Source organism: Amantichitinum ursilacus, assembly GCF_001294205.1.
In the GTDB taxonomy this organism is placed as follows: domain Bacteria; phylum Pseudomonadota; class Gammaproteobacteria; order Burkholderiales; family Chitinibacteraceae; genus Amantichitinum; species Amantichitinum ursilacus.
The window spans coordinates 39,239-63,906 of sequence record NZ_LAQT01000032.1 but is presented as its reverse complement, the minus strand read 5'-3'; the positions used below and the strand labels follow the sequence as shown (position 1 = coordinate 63,906).

Below are 24,668 nucleotides of genomic sequence, written 5' to 3'. Positions count from 1 at the left end.
GTGGGTGTGGCAACGGCTTATTCGTGCGGCTTCAGGCTGGCCAGATAGGCGCGCCAGCCGCCAAAACGGGTGATGTCGGTGGCGTCGGCAATGGCCCACGGTTCGCAGATAAAGCCTTTCACCTGACTGCCGTCGGCGATGGTGAGCGTGCCGATACCCAGCGGCGCTTGCACCAGCCCGACAAAGCTGCCGAACTGGCTGATCGGCATATCCCACAATTCGATTTCGATGGCCGCACCGTTGGCGCTGCGCACCAGGCCGGGCTTGGGCGGCGTGGTATTGGCCAGCGCGTACAGGTTGTATTCGGGCGCGGTAAAGGTGCGCGCGGCCAGCGTGGCGTTGCGTTCCAGTAATTGATGGTTGAGCGGCATGCCGGTGAGGTGTGCGCCCACTACGGCGACGCGGATGCAATCGGCGCGGGCTGGCGCTGGGGCCAGTGCGGGCAGGCAGCGGCCGCTGGCGCCCAAAGGCAGCGCGGCGCGTTGTTGCCAGCCACGGCCAAACTCGGCCAGCGCATCGTCTTGCCACGCCGGGGCCAGCACGGTAATGCCAAACGGCAAACCGTCGCCACGGAAACCGGACGGCAGCGACAGCGCGCACAGATCGGAGAAATTGGCGAAGTTGGTATACGTGCCCAGATTGGCATTCAGCACCACCGGGTCGGCCAGCATGGATTCGATGGTGTAGATGCTGGGCGCGGTGGGCACCACCAGACCATCGAAACCGGCCAGGGTTTGGTGGATAACGCGCGTGAGTTCGGCGCGGCGGTATTCGGCTTTGAAGGCGTCGAGCGCGGAATATTGATTGGCGCCTTCCAGAATGCCGCGCACCACCGGGTTGATCGCGGCCGGGTTGCGCGCCAGCAAGTCGGCGGTGGCGACCAGGCGTTCGGCCACAAACGCGCCTTTGTATAGCAGCGCGGCCAGTTCGAGGAACGGCGCAAACGGCACGGTTTCCACTTTGACGCCGGCTTCGTGCAGATGCTCGATGGCGGCGGCAAACAGGCGGGCGGATTCCTGATCGCCAAACCATTCCAGCGTATCCGGAATGGCGAAGCGTGGTTTGGACGGCATGGCGCGGGTGACGGCATTGGGTACGCGGCTATAGGCGTCGGTGGCATCGAAGCCCCCGGCCACATGCGCGACGGCCTGGGCGTCGTCCACGGTCAGCGCAAATACCGACACGCAATCCTGAGTGCGGCAAGCGGGCAAGACGCCGGTGTTGGACAGCCAGCCTTTGGTGGGCTTCAGGCCAACGATATTGTTAAAGCCTGCGGGCACGCGGCCCGAACCGGCGGTATCGGTGCCCAGCGCAAACGGCACCAGTCCGCGCGCCACGACTGAGGCCGAGCCCGAGCTGGAACCGCCGCTGATATAGCGCGGATTAAACACATTGGGCACCGGACCATACGGCGAACGCGTGCCGTTGAGGCCAGTGGCAAACTGATCAAGATTGGTTTTGCCCAGCACAATCGCGCCGGCATCGGTGAGCTGCTGGATGACCGTGGCGTGCTTTTTGGGCTCAAACGCAAATTCGGGGCAAGCGGCGGTCGAGGAAAAACCGGCGACATCGATATTGTCTTTGACGGCAAATGGAATGCCATACAAAGGGAGCTGGCTGCGATCCCCACCGACTGCGGCCAGGCGCACTTGCAGCTGATGCAACTGGATGGCGATTTGCTCGGGCGTGGCCAGCGAAATCCAGGCGACGTCGCTGGCGGAGCAGCGGGCCAAGACATGGCGCAGGGCGGTGTCAACGGTCAGACCGTTGCGATAGGCGGCTTGCCATTCTTCGAGTGTCCAGCCCGATTGCGGAAGTACCGTTGCGCTCATGTTTGTATTCCATCTTGTATACATACGTGATGGAACTAGAGCAAGGCGCATGCCAGCGGAATGATGGCGTTGATTTAAAAGGGAATTTGAGTGGTTTGTGCGAAAACGCTGACGCGGTTTACAGACAACTTGCACCGCGATGAACGACGCTTGATGCGCTGTGCACCGAACTGATGCCGCATAGGGTGGGTCGAGACCCACCTTCCAGAGTGGCCGGACGCGCCAAGGTGGCGCGCGCTTTGTGGCACGTCTCGGCGGCTTTGCAGGGTGGGTCTTGACCCACCCTATGGCTGATTGAACTGCAAGCGGATGCGTTCTACCGAGAGTTGATGTTCCAGCTGCGCCAGGCGTTTTTCGTTGGCGCGCGATAGCCGCATGGTCTGGCCTTCGTCCTGGTGGGTGGCGATTACGCTGGCGTGCAGGCGTTTCTGGTGCGTCAGCGCCTGGCGGTAATCGCCGGTTTCCATGCTGATCTGCGCCAGCAGCGCTTCGGCTTGCTGCACCAGATGCGCCAGTCCGCCGCGCACAGCGATTTCATTGGCCTGGTTCAGGCAATCCAGCGCTTCTGGGATGCGCTGCAGTTGGTAATAAGTGCGGCCCAGATGCAGCAGCACATGGCCTTCGCCCCACAGATTGCGGTGATGCTGGTTTAGCGCGCGCGCACTGTTTAATGCCGCTTCAGCCTTGGCGTAATCATGCTGCTCAAAATAGATCAGCCCGTAATACGACAGCACTTCGGCCGACCACAACGGGTGCTGCACCGGGCCTTTCAGCCACACTTCGGCCAGCGCCAGGTAATGCAGCGCGTCATCCAGATGATGCAAACGATAAGCGGTGGAAGCCAGGTTGATGGCCACCTCGCACGAGAGCGTCGGGTCGCCCACGCGCTCGGCCAACTGCCATGCCTGCTCATGAAAATGCAGTGCGCTCTGGGTGTGGCCAAACGCGTGATAGACCTTGCCCACGCCCACCCACGCGCGTGCACAGTCTTCGCGCAGACCTTCGGCCACGGCCAGTTCCATGCCTTTGAGCCAGGTATCCAGTGCCTGCAGATATTCTCCGCGGGTATACAGCGCCAGGCCCAGCGCATGCAGCGCGCGCACATGTTCGCGCTCGTGTTTGCCGCGGCCCAGCACGCGCACGGCTTCTTGCAGGATGTCTTCGGCCAGCGTTTGCTCGCCGCGGCCCAGGGCCAGCATGCCTTGTTCGATCAGCAATGCGCCCAGCAGATCCACTTCCTGCTCGCGCCGCGCCAGGGCGACCGCTTGTGCGGCGCGTTCCTGGGCGTCCGGGGGCTCGTTGCCAATGCCGCGATTGCGCAGCGTGGCCAGCACTGTTTGCAGTTGCTCACGTGCGTTCATCGATCGGCTCCTGCCACAGACACCCGGTTACGTCCGCGCCGTTTGGCGTCGTACAAGGCGGCATCGGCGCGCGAAAACCACGCACCCGCGGATTCGGCGCTCTGCCACTGCGCCACGCCCACCGACACCGTGGCCTGCAAGCCGCGTTCGATATGGTGCCAGGCTTCGGTCTCAACACGGGCGCGGATGCGTTCGGCCACATTGCGCGCCAGATCCAGCGCGGTATTGCGCAACACCAGCACGAATTCTTCGCCGCCGTAACGCGCGGCCAGATCGTGCTCGCGTAATGAAGCCTGCAAGACGGTCGCGCCAGTGCGTAGCACCTGATCGCCCACCTGATGCGACCAGCGATCATTAATCAGTTTGAAGTGATCGAAATCGAGCACCAGCATGCTCAGCGCTTCGCCGGTCTGCTGCGCGGCTTCGATCATGCCGGGCAACGATTCATCCAGCGCGCGCCGGTTCATCACGCCAGTCAGCGCGTCGCGATAGGCCGCATCTTGCAGCGCTTGCACACGCAGATCGGTTTCGCGATTGGCTTCGCGTAATCGATTAAGCTCGAATTCGGAACCCAACAAACGCAAGCGGATTTCCAGATTGGCCAGCCGCCGCGACGACAATTGCGCCAGCTTGCCCGCCACGCCCTGGTTAACACGCTGCATATAGTGTTCGTGAAAGCCGATGTAATGCATCACCGCGCGCACGTCATCGCCGCGTTGCTCGTACAACAGCGCCAGTTGTTCGTGAATGTCTTGCACCAGATGCGGCGCATGCAGTTTTTCGACGGCCTTGAGCGCCTGCAACAGGTAGCGCTCGGCGGTCTGGCCATCGCCCGAGCGCAGCAGCAGCTTGCCCAGCCCGGTCAGATTGACGATCTGGCCCCACATCAAGCCGGTATCAAGGTTGATCTGATAGGCCTGCTCCAGATGCTCGCGGGCGGCGTCAAACTGGTTCTGGCGCAGCGCAATCGCGCCCAGATAGTTGTGAATTTCGGCCAGCCAGTCGCGGCGCAAGGGCAGGATCAGGTCTTGTTGCGCGCGGCGTAATACCGATTCGGCCACCGGCAGACGGTCGAGCTTGATCAGGTCGGCGGCCAGATGCAGCGCCGCTTTGGCGCGCAAATCCTGGTTGTCGTGCAAGCGCGAGAAATCGGATGCGATGGTGTGATAGCGAAAGGCGTTTTCGTGGTCTTCGTGGATGACGTACAGATTGCCCAGGCCCAGCGTGGCTTCGATAAACAGGCCGATTTGCTGGGTGGACAATGCGTCTTCGAGGCAATCCAGCCAATGGCTGAGCGCGCGGCTGTCGTCGCCGCCACTGGCCAGCGCTTCGGCCAGCGCGTGGTTGGCGCGGGCGCGGGCAAAGGCGTTGTCGAGGTGGGTGGCCATGGTCAACGCGCGGCGCAACACGGGTTGCGCGGCCTCGCCGCCTTGCAGCACGTTCAGGCAACGGCCCCATAGCCACAGCGCGGCGGCTTCGCCGGCCTCATCACCCAGCGTGGCGGCCAGATGGGCGGCTTGCTCGGCCAGCGGCAGGCTGAGTTCACATTGCGGCAAATACAGTGCTTCGGCCTGCGCCAGAAGCTGTGCGACATCCGGGCTGGCCGGCGCCAGCTGCATACTCATAAATCACCTGGGACGTAAGACCCGCCGCGCGGGCCTGATGCGGGTAGCCAGGCGGGCGGCGGGCGCGAATTCGCGAAAGGGCACTCTAGCGCATTCTAGTACTGCAGTTGTTTCAGCAGTGCACGCGCTTCGTCGGCGTTTTCGGCTTGCAATAACTGGCCGACCAGATCGCGCACCTCGGCCAGATCGGTATCCAGCACTTGTTGCTTCACTTTGAGGATCTGCGTGGGCAGCATCGAAAAGCGGCGCAGCCCCAGGCCCAGCAGAATGCGTGTCAGCACCGGGTCGCCGGCCATTTCGCCGCACATCGAGATCGGTTTGTTCATGCGATTGCAGGTGCCGATGATGTGTTCCAGCAATTGCAGCACGGCCGGGTGCACCGGGTCGTACAGGTGCGAGACCGCGTCATCGTTACGATCAACGGCCAGCGTGTACTGGATCAGATCGTTGGTGCCGATTGAGGCAAAGTCGAGATGATGCAGAAAATGCGCCACCGTCAGCGCTGCAGCCGGCACTTCGATCATGCCGCCCAGTTCGATGGCGTCGTCAAAGGCGATGCCTTCGCGTTGCAATTGCGCCTTGGTTTCTTCGATATGGCGGCGCACCTGCTTGACTTCGCCCACGTGCGACAGCATCGGCACCAGCAATTTGATCTTGCCGTGCGCCGAGGCCCGCAACAGCGCGCGCAACTGGATGCGGAACATGCCGGCTTCCGCCAGGCACAGCCGCACGCCGGTCAGCCCCAACGCGGGGTTGGGCGAATCCGTTTCGGTTTGCCACTTGGGGATTTTGTCTTTGCCCAGATCGATGGTGCGGATGATGACGGGCTGGCCGCCCATGCGTTCGGTCACCGCTTTATAGGCTTGGTATTGTTCTTCTTCGGTGGGCAGATCGTCTTCGCTGAGGAAGAGGAATTCGGAGCGGAACAAGCCAATGCCGCCCGCGTTGGCGGCCAGCACTTGTTCAACGTCGTCAGGAATTTCGATATTGCCGAACAGTTCGATTTCCACGCCGTCGCGCGTAATCGAGCGGCTGTTCAGAATGTCTTGCAACTTGGCCTGGCGCGCTTGCCATTCAATCTGGCGGGCGCGGTATTCCACCAGCGTGCGTTCGTCCGGGTCAACGATGACCACGCCGTTCACGCCATCGACAATCACCACTTCTTCTTCGCGGATCAGCGCGCGCGCCTGGCGCAGGGCCAGCACGGACGGCAAATCCAGACTGCGCGCCAGAATGGCTGTGTGCGAGGTGGGGCCACCCACGTCGGTCATGAAGGCGGCGTAATCGGTGTCTTTAAACAGCACCATGTCGGCCGGCGACAGGTCATGCGCCACCAGGATGGTGTCGCGGTTGGTGGGCGCCAGCGCATGGCTGCACGCATCGTGGCCCGCCAGTGCTTTAAAGATGCGCTCCACCACCTGGATGACGTCGGTGCGGCGTTCGCGCAGATATTCTTCTTCGATATCGTCAAATTGCGCCAACAGCTGGTCCAGCTGTTCTTTCAGCGCCCACTCGGCATTGCATTTGCGTTTGACGATCAGCTCGCGCGGTTCCACCGACAGCGTCTGGTCGTTGAGCAACATGATATGCAGGCTTAGAAACGCACCCAGCTCGGTGGGGGCGTTATCCGGAATGCTGCCCCACAGCATTTCCAGTTCCTGGCGCGTGGATTTGATCGCGGCGTCATAACGCGCCACTTCGGACGGCAGATCTTCGTCCCGCAGCGCGTAATGCACAATCTCGATATCGGTATGCGATATCAGATGCGCGTGGCCGATGGCGATACCGCCACCGATGCCGATCCCATGCAATGTAAGACTCATCCAACCTCCCGACGAGGGCTGCGTGCAGGCAGCCGGTGTGTGCTGGGCAGGCTTATTCGCCTTCGCCGAACTTGTCTGCAATCAGCGCCGTCAGCGCATCCAGTGCGTTCTGGTCATCCGGGCCGCTGGTTTCCAGCGTGACCTTGCTGCCTTTGCCCGCCGCCAACATCATCACGCCCATGATGGACTTGGCGTTGACACGTTTTTGATTGCGACTGATCCAGACCTCGCTCTGAAACTGGCTGGCCAGTTGGGTGAGCTTGCTGGAGGCCCGGGCGTGCAGGCCCAGTTTGTTGACGATTTCCACTTCGAGTAACGGCATGGTGTTCTCTGACCTTGATCAGCCTTGATTGGGCAACATGTACAAAACGCCTTCGAGCCCGCCGGTGATGGCCTTGCTGACCACCACTTCGAGCGGCTGCTGACAGTACGTCAGCGCGCGCACCAGCATGGGAAGATTGACACCGGCCACCGCTTCGACGCGGCCCGGCTGGATCAGGCGGTTGGCCACATTCGAGGGCGTTCCGCCGTAGATGTCGGTGAGCAACAGCACGCCCGAGCCATCGTCCAGGACTTCGATCAGTTCTTGCGCCTTGACCACCACCTGGTCGGGATCATCGGTTTTGCTGACCGCCAGTTGCGCGACATTGAGCACGGGGCGGCCCATGATGTGCTGCGCACACGAGATCAGCGCCTCGCCCAGCGACACATGCGTCACGATGATGATGCCTACCATGTGGAACGGTTTCCTTGTACGGCCTGGTGCAGTGTATTCGGGTCTTGTTTTGGGTTATCGCCGCGCCGCAAGCTGCCCGGCGCGCGCCCTACCCGGATTTATAACCGAAAAACCGCCTGTCTCGTAAGAGATAACCTGACCTGCGCGGCAAAATATCCGGTGTAGCGGGGCGGGTTGTGGCCTTAGCGCAACCGGTAGATATGCGGCGGGTTCTGCTGCCATTGCACGCGCGCCTGCATATCGGGGGTTAGATACACACTGCCATCACTGGCCACCAGCAACACATCCTTGATGCCAAAGCGTTCGGCGTAATGCGTGGCGCTGCTGATGCCGCCAATAAACACCGGTTTGGTGGACGCATCCGAAATCGCGCCCGCCTCGGCGCTGGGCGGCGCAATCACGGTGGCCGCCTGCATGGTTTGCGCGGGCTGGCCGCTGCGCGGATCAATCAGATGCGAATAACGCTGGCCTTTGACTTCAAAGTAGCGCTGATAGTCGCCCGAGGTGCCGATCGATTCGCCGTCGTTAAGCTGGATGATGGCCAGCACGCCAGGTTTGCGCGGATGCTGCAGGCCCACTTTCCACGGCGTATCGCCTTTGCGGCCCAGCGCCAGCACATTGCCGCCAATATTGATCAGCGCGTTATTCATGCCCTTTTTGCGCAAATAACTGGCGGCGCGGTCCAGCGCAAAGCCTTTAAAGCCACCCAGATCAATGTTGACGGCCGGATTGCGGCTGCTGACCTGGTTGCCATCAAATTCCAGATCGTCCAGCGACGGATGCGCCGCCACCAGCGTGTGCAACAAGGCCGGGTCGGGCAAAACGGCAGCGAACGTGTCTTCATGGAAACCCCAAGCCGCCACCAGATCGCCAATGGCCGGATCAAACAATTGATCGGAGCGATCGGCGTAGCCCTTGGCCTGCTTCAGGATCGCGATCATTTCGGGGTCAGTCTGGTACGGCTTGCCTTGGGCAAAGGCCGCATTCATGCGCGTGATTTCTGAAGGCTGCCAGGCATGCAGACGCGCGTGCAGCCGGTCGAGGTCAGCCAGGATGGCGGCGCTGACGGGCGCGGCCTTGTCTTCGGGCTCGCCATAGATGGTGATCTGCACGCGCGTGCCGAACACATAGCTTTCTTGCTGGAATTCAGGCGGTTTGCCGCAGGCAGTCAGCGTGATCGCGCATACGGCATACAGCAAAAACCGGCACCACAATCGGATCACAGGCCCAACTTGCGCTCAAGCGCGTCGATAAACAAAGCCGCCACATCAATGCCGGATTGCGCGGTAATTTCCTGGAAGCAGGTGGGGCTGGTGACGTTGATTTCGGTGACGTTGTCGCCAATCACGTCCAGACCCACCAGAAACAGACCTTTGGCGGCCAGTTGCGGGCCCAGCGTTTCTGCAATTTCGCGGTCGCGCGGCGTCAGCGGCCGCGCCACGCCGGTGCCGCCCGCCGCCAGATTGCCCCGCGTTTCGCCCGCGGCCGGAATGCGCGCCAGGCACCAGTCCACCGGCTTGCCGTCAATCAGCAACACGCGCTTGTCGCCGTCCTTGATGGCGGGCAGATAACGCTGCGCCATCACGGTGCGGGTTTCGTTCTCGGTGAGCGTTTCGATAATCGAGCCGACATTGGGGTCGTTGGGTGTAATGCGGAAAATGCCCATGCCGCCCATGCCATCCAGCGGCTTGAGAATCACATCCTGATGCTCGGCCAGAAATACGCGGATATCGGCGGCGCGCTGCGTCACCATTGTGGGCGTAATGAATTCCGGGTGTTTGAGGATGGCCAGCTTTTCGTTGTAATCGCGCAGCGTCTGGCCCGGATTGAACACGCGTGCGCCTTGCGCCTCGGCCAGCGACAGCAGATGCGTGGCGTACAGATATTGCGCATCAAACGGCGGGTCTTTGCGCATCAGCACGGCGCCAAAGTCTTTTAGCGGCTGTTGCAGATGCGGTTCCAGTTCAAACCAGATCTTGTATTCCTGCGTATCGGTAAAGGTGAGCTTTTGCGCGGCGGCTTCGACCACGCCGTTGTACACACGCAGATCATGCGCCTGCGTCACCCACAGTTCCCACCCGCGTCGCGCGGCCTCGCGCAACATCACATAGGTGGAATCTTTGTGGATCTTGAAGCCGACCACGGGGTCAGCAATGACGAGCAGGCGCATGTTGGGTTCCGGTTAAAACCGCGGGAGGGGCGGGGGCGTTCAGGCCGCGAACGACAAATGCACGGCGGGCGCGGTGGCTTCCAGTTCGTGCGCTGCCGCCAGCAAGGCCAGCCGCGCGACGACGCCATAGGCGTAGAAACGGTTAGGCGCGCTATCGGGTTCGCCATCGCAATCCGGCGTGGTGCACGGGCTGGCAAAGCCCAGCGGCACAAAATGCATGCCGGGCGCGTTGAGGTTTTCTTCGGGGCCGCGATCGGTGTGTACGCGGTAGAAACCGCCCACCACAAAGCGATCCATCATATAAACCACCGGCTCGGCCACGGCGTCGTTGATGCTCTCAAAGGTCGGCACGCCTTCCTGCACGATCACATCGTGCACTTCCAGGCCTTCCTTGATGACGCTCATCTTGTTGCGTTGCTTGCGGTTAAGACCGACCACGTCATCGGCCGATTTAACGCTCATCACGCCCATGCCGTAGGTGCCGGCATTGGCTTTGACGATCACAAACGGGTCATGGTCGATGCCGTGTTCTTTATATTTGCTGCGGATTTTTTCCAGCATCTGGCTGACGGTATCGGCCAGACGTTCTTCGCCGGTGCGGGCGTGGAAGTCGAGTTGATCGACATGATCAAAATACGGGTTGATGGTCCACGGATCGATGCCGATCAGCTTGGCGAAGTCGTTGGCGACGTGGTCATAGGCGGCAAAGTGATGCGTTTTGCGGCGCACAGCCCAGCCTGCATGCAGCGGCGGCAGCAGCGTTTGCTCAATGCCTTCCAGGATCGGCGGAATACCGGCTGACAAGTCATTGTTAAGCAGCACGGCACACGGGTCGAAACCGGCCACGCCCAAGCGGCGGCCATTGCGCACCAGCGGTTCCAACGTCAGTTTCTGGCCATCGGGCAGATCAAACGAAGTCGGCTCGGTGATTTCGGGGTTGAGCGTGCCCAGGCGCACCACCAGGCCCGCCATCTTCAGAATGCGCGTCAGCGCGGCCACGTTCTGCAGATAGAAGGTATTGCGGGTGTGGTTTTCGGGAATCAGCAGCAGGCGCTTGGCGTCGGGGCAGAAGCTTTCCAGCGCGGTCATCACCGCTTGCACGCCCAGCGGGTGGAATTCGGGATTCAGGTTGTTAAAGCCACCCGGGTACAGGTTCATGTCCACCGGGGCCAGCTTGTAACCGGCGTTGCGCAAATCCACCGAGCCATAGAACGGCGGCGTCGATTCTTGCCATTGATTGCGCAGCCAGTGTTCGATTTCGGGCTGGGCCAGCAGAATACGGCGCTCCAGATCCAGCAAAGGGCCAGACAGCGCGGTGGTGAGATGCGGAACGGTCATCGGTAACACCCATCTTAAAAAAGCGTCAGGCACAAATGCGGCCGTGGCGACAAAAAAACAAGGTAGCACGCCTGCAGGGGGCGTTATCGCAGCCTGCGCGGGTTACGTTACAACCAGCCCTTGCGCTTGAAAAACCAGTACGGCGCAATGCCGGACAGCACCATCAAAACCAGCGCAAACGGATAGCCCAATTGCCAGTGTAGTTCCGGCATGGCGTTGAAGTTCATGCCGTAGATGCTGGCGATGACCGTCGGCGGCAGAAACACCACGGCGGCAATCGAGAAAATCTTGATGATCTTGTTTTGCTGCAGGTTGATCAGGCCCATCACCGCGTCCATCAAGAAGTTGATCTTGTCGAACAGAAAGGCGGTGTGGTTGTTCAGCGATTCCAGATCGCGCAGTACTTCGCGCAGATTGTCTTGCTGTGCGTGCGTCAAACTACGTCCGCGCAGCAAAAAAGACAATGCCCGCCGCGTGTCCATCAAGTCCAGCCGCACTTTGCCGTTCATGTCTTCCTGGCGCGCGATGTCGGAGACGGTTTCGGCCATGTCTTTATCGCTCATTTCGCTGGAACGCGTCAGCACGCGGCTGCTGACCTTGTCGAGGCCGGTGTACACGCCTTCGAGCACATCGGCGGCGTATTCGACCGCGACGTCATAAATGGCCAGCAGAATGTCTTCCGCCGAATGCACAAAGTCGGCCTGCATGCGCGCGCGCATCCGGAACAGCCGGAACGCGGCCAGCTCGTCGGTGCGGATGGATAACAGCCGGCCTTCGGTTAGCAAAAAAGTCACCGTCAGCACTTCGGCTTCGTCATGGCGCTGATGCAGAAAAAACGAATTGAGATGGATGCCGGCTTCGTCGATATAACAACGCGCCGAATCCTCGATGTCTTCCATTTCTTCGTCATCGAGTTTGAGCTTGAAGGTTTCATTCAGCCAGCCGCGCTCGTGTTCCAGCGCGTCGACCACATCCACCCACACCACGTCTGGCTTGACCAGATCGGCCGCCGCTTCTACCGGCATCGGCCGCAGTCGGCCTTCGACAAAACCGTAAGCGGTTAGCATGCGCACAACTCCGTCTCATTCTGTGCGCGGATTATACGAGAGCCTGCCGCCCGCGCGCCCGCACAATTTGTGCGGCGTGTTCGCGGCTACTAAACTGCGCGCATGCCTACCTACCAGACCCTGTTAGCGCAAAGCGGGCTTGATCGCAGCGATGCCACCGCCTTGTTGTTCCACCTGACCGGCCACGGCCGCGCGTGGCTGATTGCGCATGATCGCGACGACGTACCGGACGATCTGGCGCAGCGTTTTGCCGAACTGGCGGCGCGCAGACGGGCTGGCGAGCCGGTGGCGTATCTGGTGGGTGAGCGCGAGTTCTACAGCTTGATGTTTGCGGTTACGCCGGATGTGCTGATTCCGCGGCCCGATACCGAACTGATTGTTGATTTGGCGCTGGAACGCATCACTGTGGCGCAACCCGCGCCGGTGCTGGATCTGGGCACCGGCAGCGGCATCATCGCGGTCACCGTCGCGCAGCAAAGACCGCTGGCGCAGGTGACGGCGGTGGATGTGTCCGCGGCGGCGCTGGCCGTGGCCCAGGCCAATGGCGCGCGGCATGCGCCACAAGTGCAGTTTGTGCTGAGCGACTGGTTTAGTGCGCTGTCACCGCAACGCTTTGACCTCATCTTGTCTAATCCGCCGTATATCGAACGCGACGATGCTCATCTGGCGCAAGGCGATCTACGCTTTGAGCCGCGTGGCGCGCTGACTGATGAGGCGGACGGCCTCGCGCATATCCGCACAATTATCGACAACGCACCGCATTGGCTGACGCCTGACGGCTGGTTGCTGTTTGAACACGGCTATGACCAGGGCTTGGCCAGCCGTGATCTGCTGACCGAGGCCGGTTATCGCGACGTGCAGACCTGGCAAGACCTGGCCGGGCTGGATCGCGTCAGCGGCGGGCTTGCCCCCAAACCGGCGGCTGAGTAGAATACCCGAGTAAATTAATCAGGAACTCAGCGTCGATCGCTACGTGGGGGTTCCGCAGCGCGAGTTAAATCCATGAGCATCCAAGACAGCATCCGTCAGACCGTCACCGAAAACCCGGTTGTGCTTTTCATGAAAGGCACGCCGACTTTCCCGCAATGCGGCTTTTCGGCTGGCGCTGTGCAAATCCTTAAAAACCTCGGCGCCAACTTTGTGGCCGTCAACGTGCTGGAAAACGCCGAAGTGCGTCAGGGCATCAAGGAATACGCCAATTGGCCGACCATTCCGCAGCTGTATATCAAAGGCGAATTTGTGGGCGGTTCGGACATCATGAAAGAACTGTTCAGCACCGGTGAACTGGAAAAAATGTTGCAAGACTGAGCATTTTGCGCGCAATCAAGCGCCCATAAAAAAACCCGCATTGTGCCAATGCGGGTTTTTTGTTTCCTGCGACCGGGGGTTACTGCGCAGGCCGAGACAAGGCCGATACGGGCTTAATGATGCCAGCCACCGTGGTAGCCGCCGTGATAACCCCAGCCGCCACCCCATCCGCGGTAGAAACCCACCGACAATGCCGGCCAGATGACCGGGGCCGCGTAATACGTGGGCGTGGTATACACCACCGTCGGCGAACTGACGATCACCGGCTGCGATTGCACGTAGGTGGTGGTCGTGGTGATCGGCGCGGATTGTGTCACCGTTTGCACCGGTTGCTGTTGCTGCTGCTCGCCATCCACGCTGACCGAAATCGGCACGCGGTTGCCCGGGTCATACGCCATGCGCGTGGTGTAACGCTGGCCGGAATATTCATAGGTGACGTCATAACCAATCAGGCGTTGTTGCGTGGCGCCTTGCACGGTGGTGCATTTCTGCACGTTCTGCACGCTGGTGTTGGCGGCATTCGCGGCGTTATCGCCCGACAACGCACCAATTGCGGCGCCCGCTGCAGTGGCCGCCACATTGCCGTTGCCGCGGCCCACGGTGCTGCCCAGCAACCCGCCAAAAATCCCGCCCAGCAATGCGCCGCCGTAGTTGTGGGGCTGTTGCACCACCACTTGTTCGGTCCAGCACGATTGCTGCGGGTTGGAATAGTTTTCTACCACCGGCGTGGTCGAAATAACGCGGCCATATTCGGCGGCTTGCGCTTCTGCGGCGACGCCAACCATCGAGGCCAGACTCAGCATCAACACGAGCGATTTCATGGTGTTACTCCCTTACCGGCCCCGTGGAGTCACGCGGCCCAGTGCAAAGCGATGTTGTACCCAATGCCGTCATCATATCTAGTGTGAAGTTCACATCGCTAGTGTGATAACTACCTGGTTTGTATGGAATTAGTACAACGGCGTAAGAATCCGTTCCGGCCTTTTCACATTCTTTACAGAGCACCGTGGCGATGTCTCGCTACGTATCAAAAAGCGCCGGTTTTCTTACGTGAACGCGCCACCTGTTCGCCAATGGTGCAAGCGCGCACCAAGTCGAAAATATGTGTCGCCATTTTGGTGCCTGATCTCTCGCCTTCTGATTATTTTGCACCGAGCTTGTGCGCAAATCCGGTGCATTTCGCATAAATAGGCGAACTCAATTTCGATAAAACAAGACCTTATCCAGCTTGGCATATAGATTGCTTTTGGTGCGCTCCACTCAGTTTTAGTGCATGCCATTGCGGAGCTTTTTGTGAACACCCTGAAATCCAGCACCGATGTGCTCTTTATCCTGCTCGGCGCCATCATGATCCTGGCCATGCACGCGGGCTTCGCGTTTTTAGAGCTGGGCACCGTGCGCAAAAAGAATCAGGTTAACGCGCTGGTCAAAATCCTCACTGACTTTGCTATTTCGGCGATTGCCTATTTTTTCATCGGCTACGGCATCGCCTATGGCGTGCATTTTCTGCAGCCCGTCAGCGCGCTCACGCAAAACAACGGCTATTCGCTGGTCAAGTTCTTCTTTCTGCTGACTTTTGCGGCGGCCATCCCGGCGATTATTTCGGGCGGCATTGCCGAGCGTGCGCGCTTTCATCCGCAAAGCGCCGCCACCTTTGTGCTGGTGGGCTTTCTATATCCGTTTATCGAAGGCATTTTCTGGAACGGCAACCTGGGCGTGCAGGCGTGGATGACCGCGCATCTGGGGGCGGCGTTCCATGACTTTGCCGGCTCGGTCGTGGTGCATGCGGTGGGCGGCTGGATTGCGTTGGCGGCGGTACTGCATCTGGGCCCGCGCAAAGGCCGTTATCACAAAGATGGCGGCGTGGCGGCGCATCCGCCGTCATCGATTCCGTTTCTGGCGCTGGGCGCGTGGATTCTGGTGGTGGGCTGGTTCGGCTTTAACGTGATGAGCGCGCAACGCATCGACGGCATCTCGGGTCTGGTGGCGCTGAATTCGTTGATGGCCATGGTCGGCGGCACGCTGGCGGCGATGTGGGTCGGCAAAAACGATCCGGGCTTCGTGCATAACGGCCCGCTGGCCGGGTTGGTAGCGGTATGCGCGGGCTCCGACATCATGCATCCGCTGGGCAGCCTGGTGGTCGGCGCGGTGGCCGGGGCCGCGTTTGTCTATCTGTTTACCGTCACGCAGAACCGCTGGAAGATCGACGACGTGCTGGGCGTGTGGCCGTTGCACGGCTTGTGCGGCGTGTGGGGCGGCATTGCAGCCGGCATCTTTGGCCAGACCGCGCTGGGCGGCGCGGGCGGTGTAAGCCTGGCCAGCCAGCTTCTAGGCACTTCACTGGCCGTGGCGGTGGCGTTTGGCGGCGGTTATCTGGTGTACGGCGTGCTCAAGCGCCTGGTCGGCATCCGGCTGGATGAAGAAGAGGAATACCATGGCGCCGATTTGTCGATTCACAAAATCAGCGCCACGCCGGAACGTGAGAGTAACTGGTAATTCAACCGGACTCCGCTCGCCGCATGCAGCGTGATCTGCTCCATCCCTGAGACCCTTTAGAGTCCGCCGATGTCCCATTATCGATTGTCCGGTGGCACCGACGCTGCCGAAATGGCGTTATTTGATATTGATGCCTTGCCCCAGCGGCTGCCGGACGCCGCGGGGATCGCGCGCCTGGTGCAGCGGCAGCGCCTGATTCGACTCAGCACCGGCGGTGATGGCGGATACCTGCTGCATTTGTATGTCGGCGAAGCAGTGCCCGTGCAGATTGCACAATATTGCAGCGACGCTGACGTGCTTCGCGGCCAGTTTGTTACCGAGCGCGGCCAGGTTGGTTTTGGCGGTATCGAATCGGCCTGTCTGAGCTTTCAGCCCAATGTGCACATACGCGCCGACGCGCAAATCGCCGCAGGCGAATATCGCTTTATTGCGTGGCATACCGAATTCCCCGAGCACCTGATCATCGCGGCGCTGGGCGCGGCCAACAGTCCCACTGCGCGCACGCTGTTGCAGGCGCCACGCAGCATCATCCTGATCGCGGCCGTTGTAACGATTGCGTTGGCGCTGTCGGGTTTTTATTTCGGCGCTGCGTTGGCGCTGGTTGTGGCTGGAGTGGCCGTCCAGCTCATCTTGCACAGCGCGGGCTATCAAAATGCCAAGGCCCGTGCTGCCGCAGCCCGACTCGACTTTCCTGGTATGGTTATCGAACTCCAGACGCAGCGCGACGGCGAGGGCGCCGGTGACCTCAAGCCAGCGTTTTCCAGTGCCGCAGGATCTGATCCCGGCTTAGCGGCGCCAGTGTGATGGCGTCGAGCTGATCGGGGTCTACCCAGCGTGCCTCTTCAATTTCGGCCGAGGGCGTTACGGCTGCATTCCAGGGCAATGTGAAGACTTCGGCGATCACGGTAAAGCCCGGCTCATTCACTGCGGGCGCCGCAAACCGCCCCATATACACCGGCAGCGTCGGCGGCACGGTGATCTGCAATTCTTCCGCCAGTTCGCGGCAGAGCGCTTGCAGCGGCGTCTCGCCAGCATCGATCTTGCCGCCTGGTTGCATAAACGCATGCGAGCCGCGTTTGCGCACCAGCAGCACGTGGCCGTCGTGCCGCGACAGCACTGCCGCAGCAATGCAGATCGGTGGGCGGGCGTCGAGTGCGCTCATCTAACATTCCGTAAAAGCACGACGCCCGAACCAGGTCGGGCGCAGTGGATTGCATTACCGGGCCAAGGCGGGCGCTGCCGCCCGGGCCGCCGGGTCAAGCGGTCAGCGGCTCGGTGCGTTCCAGCAGCCAGTCCCGCGCTGCGCCTTCTACCAGCGGCAGCAGGCGTTCGCGCACGGTGGCGTGATAGTCATTCAGCCACGCCAGTTCATCGGCGCGCATCAGGCTGGTGTCGATCACGCGGGTGTCGATCGGGCACAGTGTCAGCGTCTCAAACTGCAGAAATTCGCCGAACTCGTTGCTTTCCGCCGGTGTATTCAGCACCAGGTTTTCGATGCGGATACCCCATTGCTGCGGGCGGTAGATACCGGGCTCGATCGAGGTGATCATGCCGGGCTCCATCGCGGTATCGGGGCCTGCGTCGCGGAAGTAACCGATGCTTTGCGGGCCTTCGTGCACGTTCATGAAGTAGCCCACGCCATGGCCGGTGCCGTGGTTGTAATCCACGCCGGCCGCCCACATCGGCGCGCGGGCGATGCCGTCGAGCATGGCGGCGCGAATGGCCCGCGGAAACTTCGCGCTCGACAAGGCAATCACGCCCTTCAGCACCAGCGTGTAGTCACGCTTTTGCGCGGCGCTGACCGTACCCACCGGCACCACGCGGGTGATATCGGTGGTGCCGCCCAGATACTGGCCGCCCGAATCAATCAACAACAGGCCGTTGCCTTTGATCTCGGAGTGCGCTTCGGGCAGCGCGCGATAGTGCGGCAGCGCGCCGTTGGCGTTAAAGCCAGCGATGGTGCTGAAGCTGAGCGACACAAAGCCGGGGCGTTTGGCGCGTTCCGCCGACAGTTTTTCGTCGATGGTCAGTTCGGTAATCGCTTCGACATTGAGCGCTTTATCCAGCCAGGCAAAGAAATTGCACAGCGCCGCGCCGTCTTGCGCCATGGTGGCGCGCACGTTGGCGGCTTCTTCGGCGGTTTTGCGCGATTTGGCCAGCTGCGACGGGTTGATCTTTTCGATGACGCGGGCGCTGGCGGGCACTGCGCCGATAATGCCGACGGTGGTGCGCGCCGGATCAGCCAGCACCACTGCGTCAGCAGGCAGCGCGCGCAGGGCGGCGGTGGCTTGATCGTACGGCTGCAGCTGCACGCCATCCTGCGCCAGCGCAGATTGCAACGCGGCGTCGATTTTGTCGTCACCGATAAACAGCGTGACCTGATCGACGCTGATCAGCGCGTGCGCCAGGAACACCGGGTTGTATTCAACATCTGCGCCGCGCAGGTTAAGCAACCAGGCGATGTCATCCAGCGCGGAAATAAAGTGCCACGATGCGCCCGCCTGTTGCATGGCAGCGCGCACCGCTTGCAGTTTGCTGGCGCGCGAGACCGGCGCTTGCGGGCCGGTATGTTCATAAACACGCGCGGACGGCAACGTGGGGCGGTTGGCCCAGGCGTCGCCGAGCACATCGAGATCGGTGCGCAGCGTAATGGATTGGTCTTTCAGCGCGCTGGCCAGCGCTTTGCCCGCGCCCAGCGCCAGTACATCGCCATCAGCGGCAACGACCGCGCCCGCAGGCAGATTGGCCGCCAGCCAGTCCGCGTGCGGCTGCGCCTGGCCGCTGAGCAACTTCATCAGCTTGACGCCGGTGCCAGCCAGTTGGGTTTCGGCTTGCACCCAGTAACGGCCATCCACCCACACGCCCGCAAAGTCTTTGGTGACCACCAGGGTGCCCACGGAGCCGTTAAAGCCCGAGAAAAACGCACGCCCTTGCCAGCGCTCGGGCAGGTATTCAGACAAATGCGGGTCAGCGGACGGAACAACGACCGCATCGACGCCGGCTTGGGCCATGGCGGCGCGAAGCTGGGCGATACGGTCCTGGATGATTTGCGGCTGGGTAGACATGGGGACGGACTCCGGGGTACGGCTGCGTAGCAGACAGCGCCTTGTGGGCAAAACCGCATTGTAGGGCGGCTGCGGCGTGCTGTGGCAGTGAAAATGTAGTCGCTGTGGCCCGCCGCTGACGTCCGGGCCGCGCTACTTACGGGGCCTGATCGGGTAGGGGCAGCGCCAGCGTCTCTTTCACTTCTTCCATCACCACATAGCTGCGCGACTCGGCTGCGCCCGGCAGTCGCAACAGAATATCGCCCAGCAAGCGCCGGTAATGACTCATATCAGGCAGCCGCGCTTTCAATAAATAATCGAAATCGCCCGAGATCAAATGGCATTCCAGCACCTCCGGGATGCTGGCCACCGCTCGGCGGAAGTCATCGAACACCTCGCCCGATTTGCGGCCCAATTTCAATTCGACAAAAACCAGCAGCGGCGCATGCAGTATTTGCGGATTAAGCCGCGCGTAATAACCGAGGATGGCGCCCGATTCTTCGAGCCGCTTGATGCGCTCTGTGCACGGCGTGGCGGTCAGGCCCACTTTTTCGGCCAGCTCGGTAATCGGTATACGGGCGTTCTGCTGCAAGATCCGCAAAATCTTGTAATCGACGCGGTCTAATGCCCGACCGCTTTCATAACGTGTGCGCATGGTGGTTATTCGTGTTTTGCCAACATGAAATGGAGAATATCACTGGATGTTCGTTTTTATACTCCAGATATTCTCCATAAATATGGCATGCGCATAAAAGCGCGAGACCCTCTCTATGAAAGTCATCGTGATTGGTGCAGGCGTGGTTGGCGTAACCACGGCGTATTACCTGAAAGCGGCCGGCTGTGAGGTCACGGTGCTGGAAAAACTGCCCGCGCCGGCCGAGGAAACCAGCTTTGCCAATGCGGGGCAGGTTTCGCCCGGGTATGCCGCGCCGTGGGCCGCGCCCGGTATCCCGTGGAAGGCAATGAAATGGCTGGTATCACGCCATGCGCCGCTGCGTATCCGCCCCGATGGCAGCTGGTTTCAGCTGGTGTGGATGGCGCGCATGCTGGCCAATTGCACCGAGACCGCGTATGCCCGCAACAAGAATCGCATGGTGCCGCTGGCCGAATACAGCCGCGATTGCCTGCGTGATTTGCGCGCCGAAATTGATCTGCATTACGAAGAGCGCGCGCTGGGCACCTTGCAGGTGTTCCGTACCGATAAACAGTTATTGGGTGGCCAGCGTGACGCCGCATTGCTGGCGCAGATGGGCGTGGCGCACGACGTGCTGGACACCGCGGGCGTGGTCGATGCCGAACCTGCGCTCGCACAAGTCGCGCACAAGCTGACAGGCGCGCTGCGTTTGCCCAATGATGAAACCGGCGACTGCAAATTGTTTACCGAACGCCTGGCCGCCCGCGCCGCCAGCAATGGCGTTAATTTCCGCTACGGCGTGGACGTGCAACGGCTGGTGGCCCACGGCGCGCGCATTGATTGCGTTGAACTGGCCAACGGCGAAGTGCTGAAAGCCGACAGCGTCGTGCTGGCCACTGGCTGTGCCGCGCGCGCGATGGCGCTGCCGCTGGGCCTCGATTTGCCGATTTATCCGGTCAAGGGCTATTCGATTACCGTGCCGCTGACCAACCCGGATGGCGCGCCGCGCTCCACGGTGCTGGATGAAAGCTACAAGATCGCGCTCACCCGTTTTGACAACCGCCTGCGCGTGGGCGGCATGGCCGAGATTGCCGGTTTTGATAAGCGCCTGGCCGCAGCGCGCATCGCCACGCTCAAGATGGTCAGCAACGATCTGTTCCCCACCGCGGGCCCGTTGGAGCAGGCCAGCGCATGGACCGGCCTGCGCCCGATGACGCCCGATGGCACGCCGGTGGTGGGCGCTACCGGTTATGAGAATCTGTTTATCAACGCGGGCCATGGCACGCTGGGCTGGACCATGGCCTGCGGCAGCGCGCGCGTGATTGCCGATTGCGTGCTGGCACGCCAACCCGAAATCGACGCCAGTGAACTTGGGCTGGTGCGTTATGGTCGTAGCGAGGCCCGTATTCCGGAAGGCAAATCGCAACCAGCCCGGATAAAATGGGCAGATTGATTTCGATTTCTTCCATTCTGCAAAGTTGATCCCATGAGCTTTCTGCGCCAGTTTCCTGCCACCCGTATGCGTCGCATGCGGCGTGATGACTTTTCGCGCCGCCTGATGCGCGAGCATGTGTTGACCGCCAATGACTTTATCCTGCCGGTGTTTGTACTGGACGGGGAAAACCGCGAAGAAGAAGTGGCCTCGATGCCCGGCGTTAAACGCCAGTCGATCGATCTGCTGCTGAAAACCGCCGCCGAAGCCGTGGCGCTGGGGATTCCAGCGCTGGCGTTGTTTCCGGTGATTGACGGCCCGCTGAAAAGCCTGGATGGCGCGGAAGCATGGAACCCAGACGGTCTGGTGCCGCGTACGGTACGTGCGCTCAAGCAAGCCTTTCCGCAGTTGGGTGTGATTACCGACGGCGCGCTGGACCCGTACACCACGCACGGCCAGGACGGCATCATCGACGACAACGGCTATGTGCTGAACGAAGCGACCGTTGCGGCGCTGATCAAACAGGCGCTGTGCCACGCCGCAGCTGGCGTGGATGTCGTGGCGCCCAGCGATATGATGGATGGCCGCAATGGCTCGATCCGCCAGGCGCTGGATGAAGCCGGCTTTGAGCTGACACGCATTCTGGCGTATTCGGCCAAATATGCTTCGGCGTTTTACGGCCCGTTCCGCGATGCGGTGGGTTCGTCCGCCAACCTGGGCAAAGCCGACAAATACACCTACCAAATGGACCCGGCCAACGGTAACGAAGCGCTGCACGAAGTGGCGCTGGATCTGACCGAGGGCGCGGACATGGTGATGATCAAGCCGGGCCTGCCCTATCTGGATATCGTGCGCCGGGTGAAAGATGAATTTGGCGTGCCGACCTATGCCTACCAGGTGTCGGGCGAATACGCGATGATCAAGGCCGCCGTGCAGAACGGCTGGCTGGATGAGAAGAAAGTGGTGCTGGAAACGCTGCTGGCGTTCAAGCGCGCCGGGGCCGATGGCATCCTGACTTACTTTGCGATTGACGCGGCGCGCTGGTTAAAAGACCAGTAAGCGGATGCACAGGACGCAAAAAACGGGGCCACGCGCCCCGTTTTTTATTGCAGCTATCTATCAGTAACCCTCAGTGCGCTTCGGGATGATGCCCATGTTTGGGCACGCGGCGACTGCCGACCAGCCACACCAGCCAGCCGATGACGCTGAGCGTTGCGCCCACGCCCACCACGCCGTTCCAGCCTGCCAGATTGAATGCGCTGGCCGACAACAACGAGCCGGTCGCGCCGCCAATAAAATAGCTGGTCATATAACCGGCGGTAAGCCGGTTGCGCGCATCGGGTCGCAGCCTATAAATCATGCTTTGGTTGGTGACGTGCACCGCCTGCGCCGCCAGATCCAGCACCAGAATGCCCACCACCAACGCCACCAGTGATTGCTGCGCAAACGCCAACGGCAACCACGCCAGGCCCAGCAATACCCAGCCACCGGTGGTGACCCACTGCGCCTTGCCTTTATCCGCCAGCCGCCCCGCGCCATTGGCGGCCAAAGCGCCCGCCGCGCCCGCCAGGCCAAACAAGCCGATCGTGCCATCGCTAAAATGCCAAGGCGGGCTGGACAGCAAAAACGCCATCGACGTCCATAGCACGCTGAACACGCTAAAGCTGAGGCCGCCCAACAAAGCGCGCAGGCGGAACACCGGTTCTTGCACAAATAATTGCAGCACCGAACCCAACAAGGCTGGATAGCTGAGCCCCAGATGTTGCTGGCTGCTGGGCAGGCGCAAACGCATCACTGCGGCCGTCAACAGCATCAAGCCCGCTGCGCACCAGTACACGGTGCGCCAGTCACCCAGCGCCGACAGCGTGCCCGCCACCGTGCGCGCCAGCAAAATGCCCAGCAACAGGCCGCTCATGATGCTGCCCACCACTTTGCCGCGTTCGTGCGGTTGCGCCATGGTCGCCGCCAGCGGCAGCAACACTTGCGCCACCACCGAAAACAGCGCGGTGATGCCGGTGCCCACCAAAATCAATCCCAACGATGGCGCACTGGCGGTCAGCAACAAGCCGCAGGCCGACAGCACCAGCATGGTCACGATCATGCGACGGCGTTCCAGCAGATCGCCCAGCGGCACCAGCAGCATCAGGCCGGTGGCGTAACTGAGTTGCGCCACGGTGACGATCAGCCCGACATGCGCGGCGGAAACCTGAAAATGTTGCGACAAGGTATGCAGCAGCGGCTGCGCGTAATAATTGCTGGCGACGGCCAGGCCGGTGGTAAACGCCATCAGCGCAACCAGCGCGGGCGTCAGGGGGGCATGGGTACGTGCGTGCATCTCTAACCTTCAGCAAAGTCTGAGGCGCGAGTATGCCCGGCCAGACATGACGGCGCGATGGCCGAGGTTGTCATTCTGACCGGGCGGTCGAACGTTTAAAGCAATAACGACGTGCGTCGCTTAAGCAAACGCCGCCAGAATTTCAGCGGTGCTGCGCACGCGGCTGATGCGCGGAAAGATGTTCTTGATGGCGAACTGATGCATGTCCATGCTCGGGCCGCTGCAGGCGTCTTCGGCCAGCACAATGCCAAAGCCCATTTCCCAGGCGTTGCGCGCGGTCGATTCGACGCCGATATTGGTGGCGATGCCCGCCAGCACGATGGTGTTGATGCCGCGGCGGCGCAGTTGCAGTTCCAGATCGGTGCCGTAAAACGCGCCCCACTGGCGTTTGGTGATCTGGATGTCGCTGGCGCTGGTTTCCAGCTGCGCGGGGACATCCCACCAGTTGGCGGGCAATGCGCCACCGCCTGCCGCGCTGTCCACCGGTTGCTTCAGCGCTTCGGCATAATCCTCGCTCCAGCCCACGCGCACCCGCACCACCGGCGCACCGGCCGCGCGAAACCGCTGCGCCAGCTGGTTGGACAAGTCCAGCACCTGGCTGGCGGGGTGGGCGCCGGCATAAGGCAGAATGCCGTCTTGCAGATCGATCAGAACAAGCGCTGTGGTTTTTGCATCGATATTCATGGTTCTGGCCTCAGAATAGGGGCTGGCCCAAGGGGCAGCGGATTGAATAACAGACAAAATATTGTGAGGATCAACTCACAAACGCGGAGTATATGAGGATGTCCTCACAAAATGCAACCGTGCGACAACCGCAACGCGAGAAAGGTCGCCTGCGCGTGGCGGCATTGCTGGATGCGGCGCAGCAGGTTTTTGCCGAAGACGGCTTTGACGCCGCCACCATGACCGCCATTGCGGCGCGCGCCGGGGCGTCGATCGGATCGCTGTACCAGTACTTCCCCACCAAAGAACATGTGGCCGATGCGGTATTGGCGCGTTACGCCGAAGCTTTGTATCAACGTATGCAGGCGCTGCAGGATGCCTCGCCCGAATGGCGCATCGACCAGTTGGCCAGCGAGCTGTTTCCCACGCTGATCCGCTTTCGCGCCGACCATCCGGCCTTTGGCGGCCTGGCCGAAAGTGAGCGCGGCCCCGCCTTACAAGCCACCGGCATCCGCAAGCATATGCGGCGCTATGTTGCTGAAATCTTACGGCCGCACGCGCCGGGCATGGACACCGAACAGCTCGAAGCCATGGCCGCGGTGGTGCTGCAAACCATGAAGACGGCAGTGGCCTTGACCAACGAAATCGACCTGCCGCACCGCCCCGCCGTGTTGGCACAACTACAACAGATGCTGGCGCTGTACCTGGCGGCGCAATTGCCCGCCAGTACTTGATTTGCCGGAGAAAATAGTCAGGCTGGTCCACGCCTGCGCCACTCCCCCGGGATATTGCAATGCGGCATGC

Annotated in this window: 23 protein-coding genes; 7 read left to right on the top strand and 16 right to left on the bottom strand. The window is 61.3% G+C overall.

What is annotated here, in order from left to right; all coding sequences use genetic code 11:
* Positions 1-17: 17 nt before the first annotated feature.
* The 10 genes from atzF to corA form a co-directional block, all read right to left on the bottom strand.
* Entirely contained in the window at positions 18-1,832 is a 1,815-nt protein-coding gene (gene atzF, locus WG78_RS18560) for an allophanate hydrolase (protein ID WP_053939333.1), read from the bottom strand.
* A gap of 284 nt (positions 1,833-2,116) precedes the next feature.
* Positions 2,117-3,193: a tetratricopeptide repeat protein gene (locus WG78_RS18555; protein ID WP_053939332.1), complete on the bottom strand. Its 1,077-nt coding sequence runs from the start codon at positions 3,191-3,193 to the stop codon at positions 2,117-2,119.
* Positions 3,190-4,818 (bottom strand): GGDEF domain-containing protein, encoded by a 1,629-nt coding sequence (locus tag WG78_RS18550; protein ID WP_083459367.1) that lies wholly within the window; start codon positions 4,816-4,818, stop codon positions 3,190-3,192. Before WG78_RS18550 ends, WG78_RS18555 begins: the two co-directional genes overlap by 4 nt.
* 95 nt (positions 4,819-4,913) lie before the next feature.
* Positions 4,914-6,641, bottom strand: a complete 1,728-nt coding sequence (ptsP, locus tag WG78_RS18545) for a phosphoenolpyruvate--protein phosphotransferase (RefSeq protein WP_053939330.1) — start codon at positions 6,639-6,641, stop codon at positions 4,914-4,916.
* Positions 6,642-6,693: 52 nt separating this feature from the next.
* A complete protein-coding gene (locus WG78_RS18540; protein WP_053939329.1) occupies positions 6,694-6,963 on the bottom strand; it encodes an HPr family phosphocarrier protein in 270 nt (89 codons plus the stop codon).
* Between the two features lie 18 nt (positions 6,964-6,981).
* Positions 6,982-7,377 carry a PTS sugar transporter subunit IIA gene (locus WG78_RS18535; protein WP_053939328.1) on the bottom strand — a complete coding sequence of 132 codons (396 nt, stop codon included), beginning with the start codon at positions 7,375-7,377 and terminating at the stop codon, positions 6,982-6,984.
* Positions 7,378-7,559: 182 nt separating this feature from the next.
* Positions 7,560-8,576, bottom strand: a complete 1,017-nt coding sequence (locus WG78_RS18530; RefSeq protein WP_236692078.1) for an FAD:protein FMN transferase — start codon at positions 8,574-8,576, stop codon at positions 7,560-7,562.
* A 20-nt stretch (positions 8,577-8,596) separates the two neighbouring features.
* Positions 8,597-9,547: a glutathione synthase gene (gshB, locus tag WG78_RS18525; RefSeq protein ID WP_053939327.1), complete on the bottom strand. Its 951-nt coding sequence runs from the start codon at positions 9,545-9,547 to the stop codon at positions 8,597-8,599.
* A gap of 39 nt (positions 9,548-9,586) precedes the next feature.
* A complete protein-coding gene (gshA, locus tag WG78_RS18520) occupies positions 9,587-10,885 on the bottom strand; it encodes a glutamate--cysteine ligase (protein WP_053939326.1) in 1,299 nt (432 codons plus the stop codon).
* A 107-nt stretch (positions 10,886-10,992) separates the two neighbouring features.
* Positions 10,993-11,952 carry a magnesium/cobalt transporter CorA gene (gene corA / locus WG78_RS18515; protein WP_053939325.1) on the bottom strand — a complete coding sequence of 320 codons (960 nt, stop codon included), beginning with the start codon at positions 11,950-11,952 and terminating at the stop codon, positions 10,993-10,995.
* A 102-nt stretch (positions 11,953-12,054) separates the two neighbouring features.
* Between corA and prmC the strand changes: the two genes are divergently transcribed.
* The gene (gene prmC, locus WG78_RS18510) at positions 12,055-12,882 is read left to right on the top strand and encodes a peptide chain release factor N(5)-glutamine methyltransferase (protein ID WP_053939324.1); all 828 of its coding nucleotides are present in this window, start codon (positions 12,055-12,057) and stop codon (positions 12,880-12,882) included.
* A 72-nt stretch (positions 12,883-12,954) separates the two neighbouring features.
* On the top strand, positions 12,955-13,260 hold the full coding sequence (grxD, locus tag WG78_RS18505; RefSeq protein WP_053939323.1) for a Grx4 family monothiol glutaredoxin: 306 nt from the start codon (positions 12,955-12,957) through the stop codon (positions 13,258-13,260).
* Between the two features lie 113 nt (positions 13,261-13,373).
* Here grxD and WG78_RS18500 read toward each other — a convergent pair whose 3' ends face one another.
* On the bottom strand, positions 13,374-14,081 hold the full coding sequence (locus tag WG78_RS18500) for a glycine zipper 2TM domain-containing protein (RefSeq protein ID WP_053939322.1): 708 nt from the start codon (positions 14,079-14,081) through the stop codon (positions 13,374-13,376).
* Between the two features lie 472 nt (positions 14,082-14,553).
* On the opposite strand from WG78_RS18500, the gene WG78_RS18495 reads away from it, so the two are divergent.
* Positions 14,554-15,756: an ammonium transporter gene (locus WG78_RS18495; protein WP_169788472.1), complete on the top strand. Its 1,203-nt coding sequence runs from the start codon at positions 14,554-14,556 to the stop codon at positions 15,754-15,756.
* Positions 15,757-15,825: 69 nt separating this feature from the next.
* Complete coding sequence (locus tag WG78_RS18490) at positions 15,826-16,560, top strand: hypothetical protein (protein ID WP_152969292.1); 735 nt, start codon at positions 15,826-15,828, stop codon at positions 16,558-16,560.
* Here WG78_RS18490 and WG78_RS18485 read toward each other — a convergent pair.
* The 3 genes from WG78_RS18485 to WG78_RS18475 all read right to left on the bottom strand — a co-directional run bounded on the left by WG78_RS18485 (position 16,502) and on the right by WG78_RS18475 (position 19,455).
* A complete protein-coding gene (locus tag WG78_RS18485; RefSeq protein WP_053939320.1) occupies positions 16,502-16,918 on the bottom strand; it encodes an NUDIX hydrolase in 417 nt (138 codons plus the stop codon). The two genes, WG78_RS18490 and WG78_RS18485, sit on opposite strands and share 59 nt — an antisense overlap.
* A 94-nt stretch (positions 16,919-17,012) precedes the next feature.
* Positions 17,013-18,821, bottom strand: coding sequence for an aminopeptidase P family protein (locus tag WG78_RS18480; RefSeq protein ID WP_053939319.1), 1,809 nt, complete (start codon positions 18,819-18,821; stop codon positions 17,013-17,015).
* 136 nt (positions 18,822-18,957) lie between these two features.
* A complete protein-coding gene (locus WG78_RS18475) occupies positions 18,958-19,455 on the bottom strand; it encodes an Lrp/AsnC ligand binding domain-containing protein (protein WP_053939318.1) in 498 nt (165 codons plus the stop codon).
* Between the two features lie 115 nt (positions 19,456-19,570).
* Here WG78_RS18475 and WG78_RS18470 point away from each other — a divergent pair, with 115 nt between their 5' ends.
* Positions 19,571-20,887: a D-amino acid dehydrogenase gene (locus tag WG78_RS18470; RefSeq protein WP_053939317.1), complete on the top strand. Its 1,317-nt coding sequence runs from the start codon at positions 19,571-19,573 to the stop codon at positions 20,885-20,887.
* A 33-nt stretch (positions 20,888-20,920) separates the two neighbouring features.
* Entirely contained in the window at positions 20,921-21,925 is a 1,005-nt protein-coding gene (hemB, locus tag WG78_RS18465) for a porphobilinogen synthase (protein WP_053939316.1), read from the top strand.
* Between the two features lie 70 nt (positions 21,926-21,995).
* Here the strand turns inward: hemB and WG78_RS18460 are convergent, their stop codons facing one another.
* Together WG78_RS18460 and WG78_RS18455 are read right to left on the bottom strand one after the other, a co-directional pair.
* Positions 21,996-23,201 (bottom strand): MFS transporter, encoded by a 1,206-nt coding sequence (locus tag WG78_RS18460; RefSeq protein ID WP_053939315.1) that lies wholly within the window; start codon positions 23,199-23,201, stop codon positions 21,996-21,998.
* A 120-nt stretch (positions 23,202-23,321) separates the two neighbouring features.
* Positions 23,322-23,885 carry a hydrolase gene (locus WG78_RS18455; RefSeq protein ID WP_053939314.1) on the bottom strand — a complete coding sequence of 188 codons (564 nt, stop codon included), beginning with the start codon at positions 23,883-23,885 and terminating at the stop codon, positions 23,322-23,324.
* Positions 23,886-23,983: 98 nt separating this feature from the next.
* Here WG78_RS18455 and WG78_RS18450 point away from each other — a divergent pair, with 98 nt between their 5' ends.
* Complete coding sequence (locus WG78_RS18450; protein ID WP_053939313.1) at positions 23,984-24,598, top strand: TetR/AcrR family transcriptional regulator; 615 nt, start codon at positions 23,984-23,986, stop codon at positions 24,596-24,598.
* Positions 24,599-24,668: the final 70 nt, after the last annotated feature.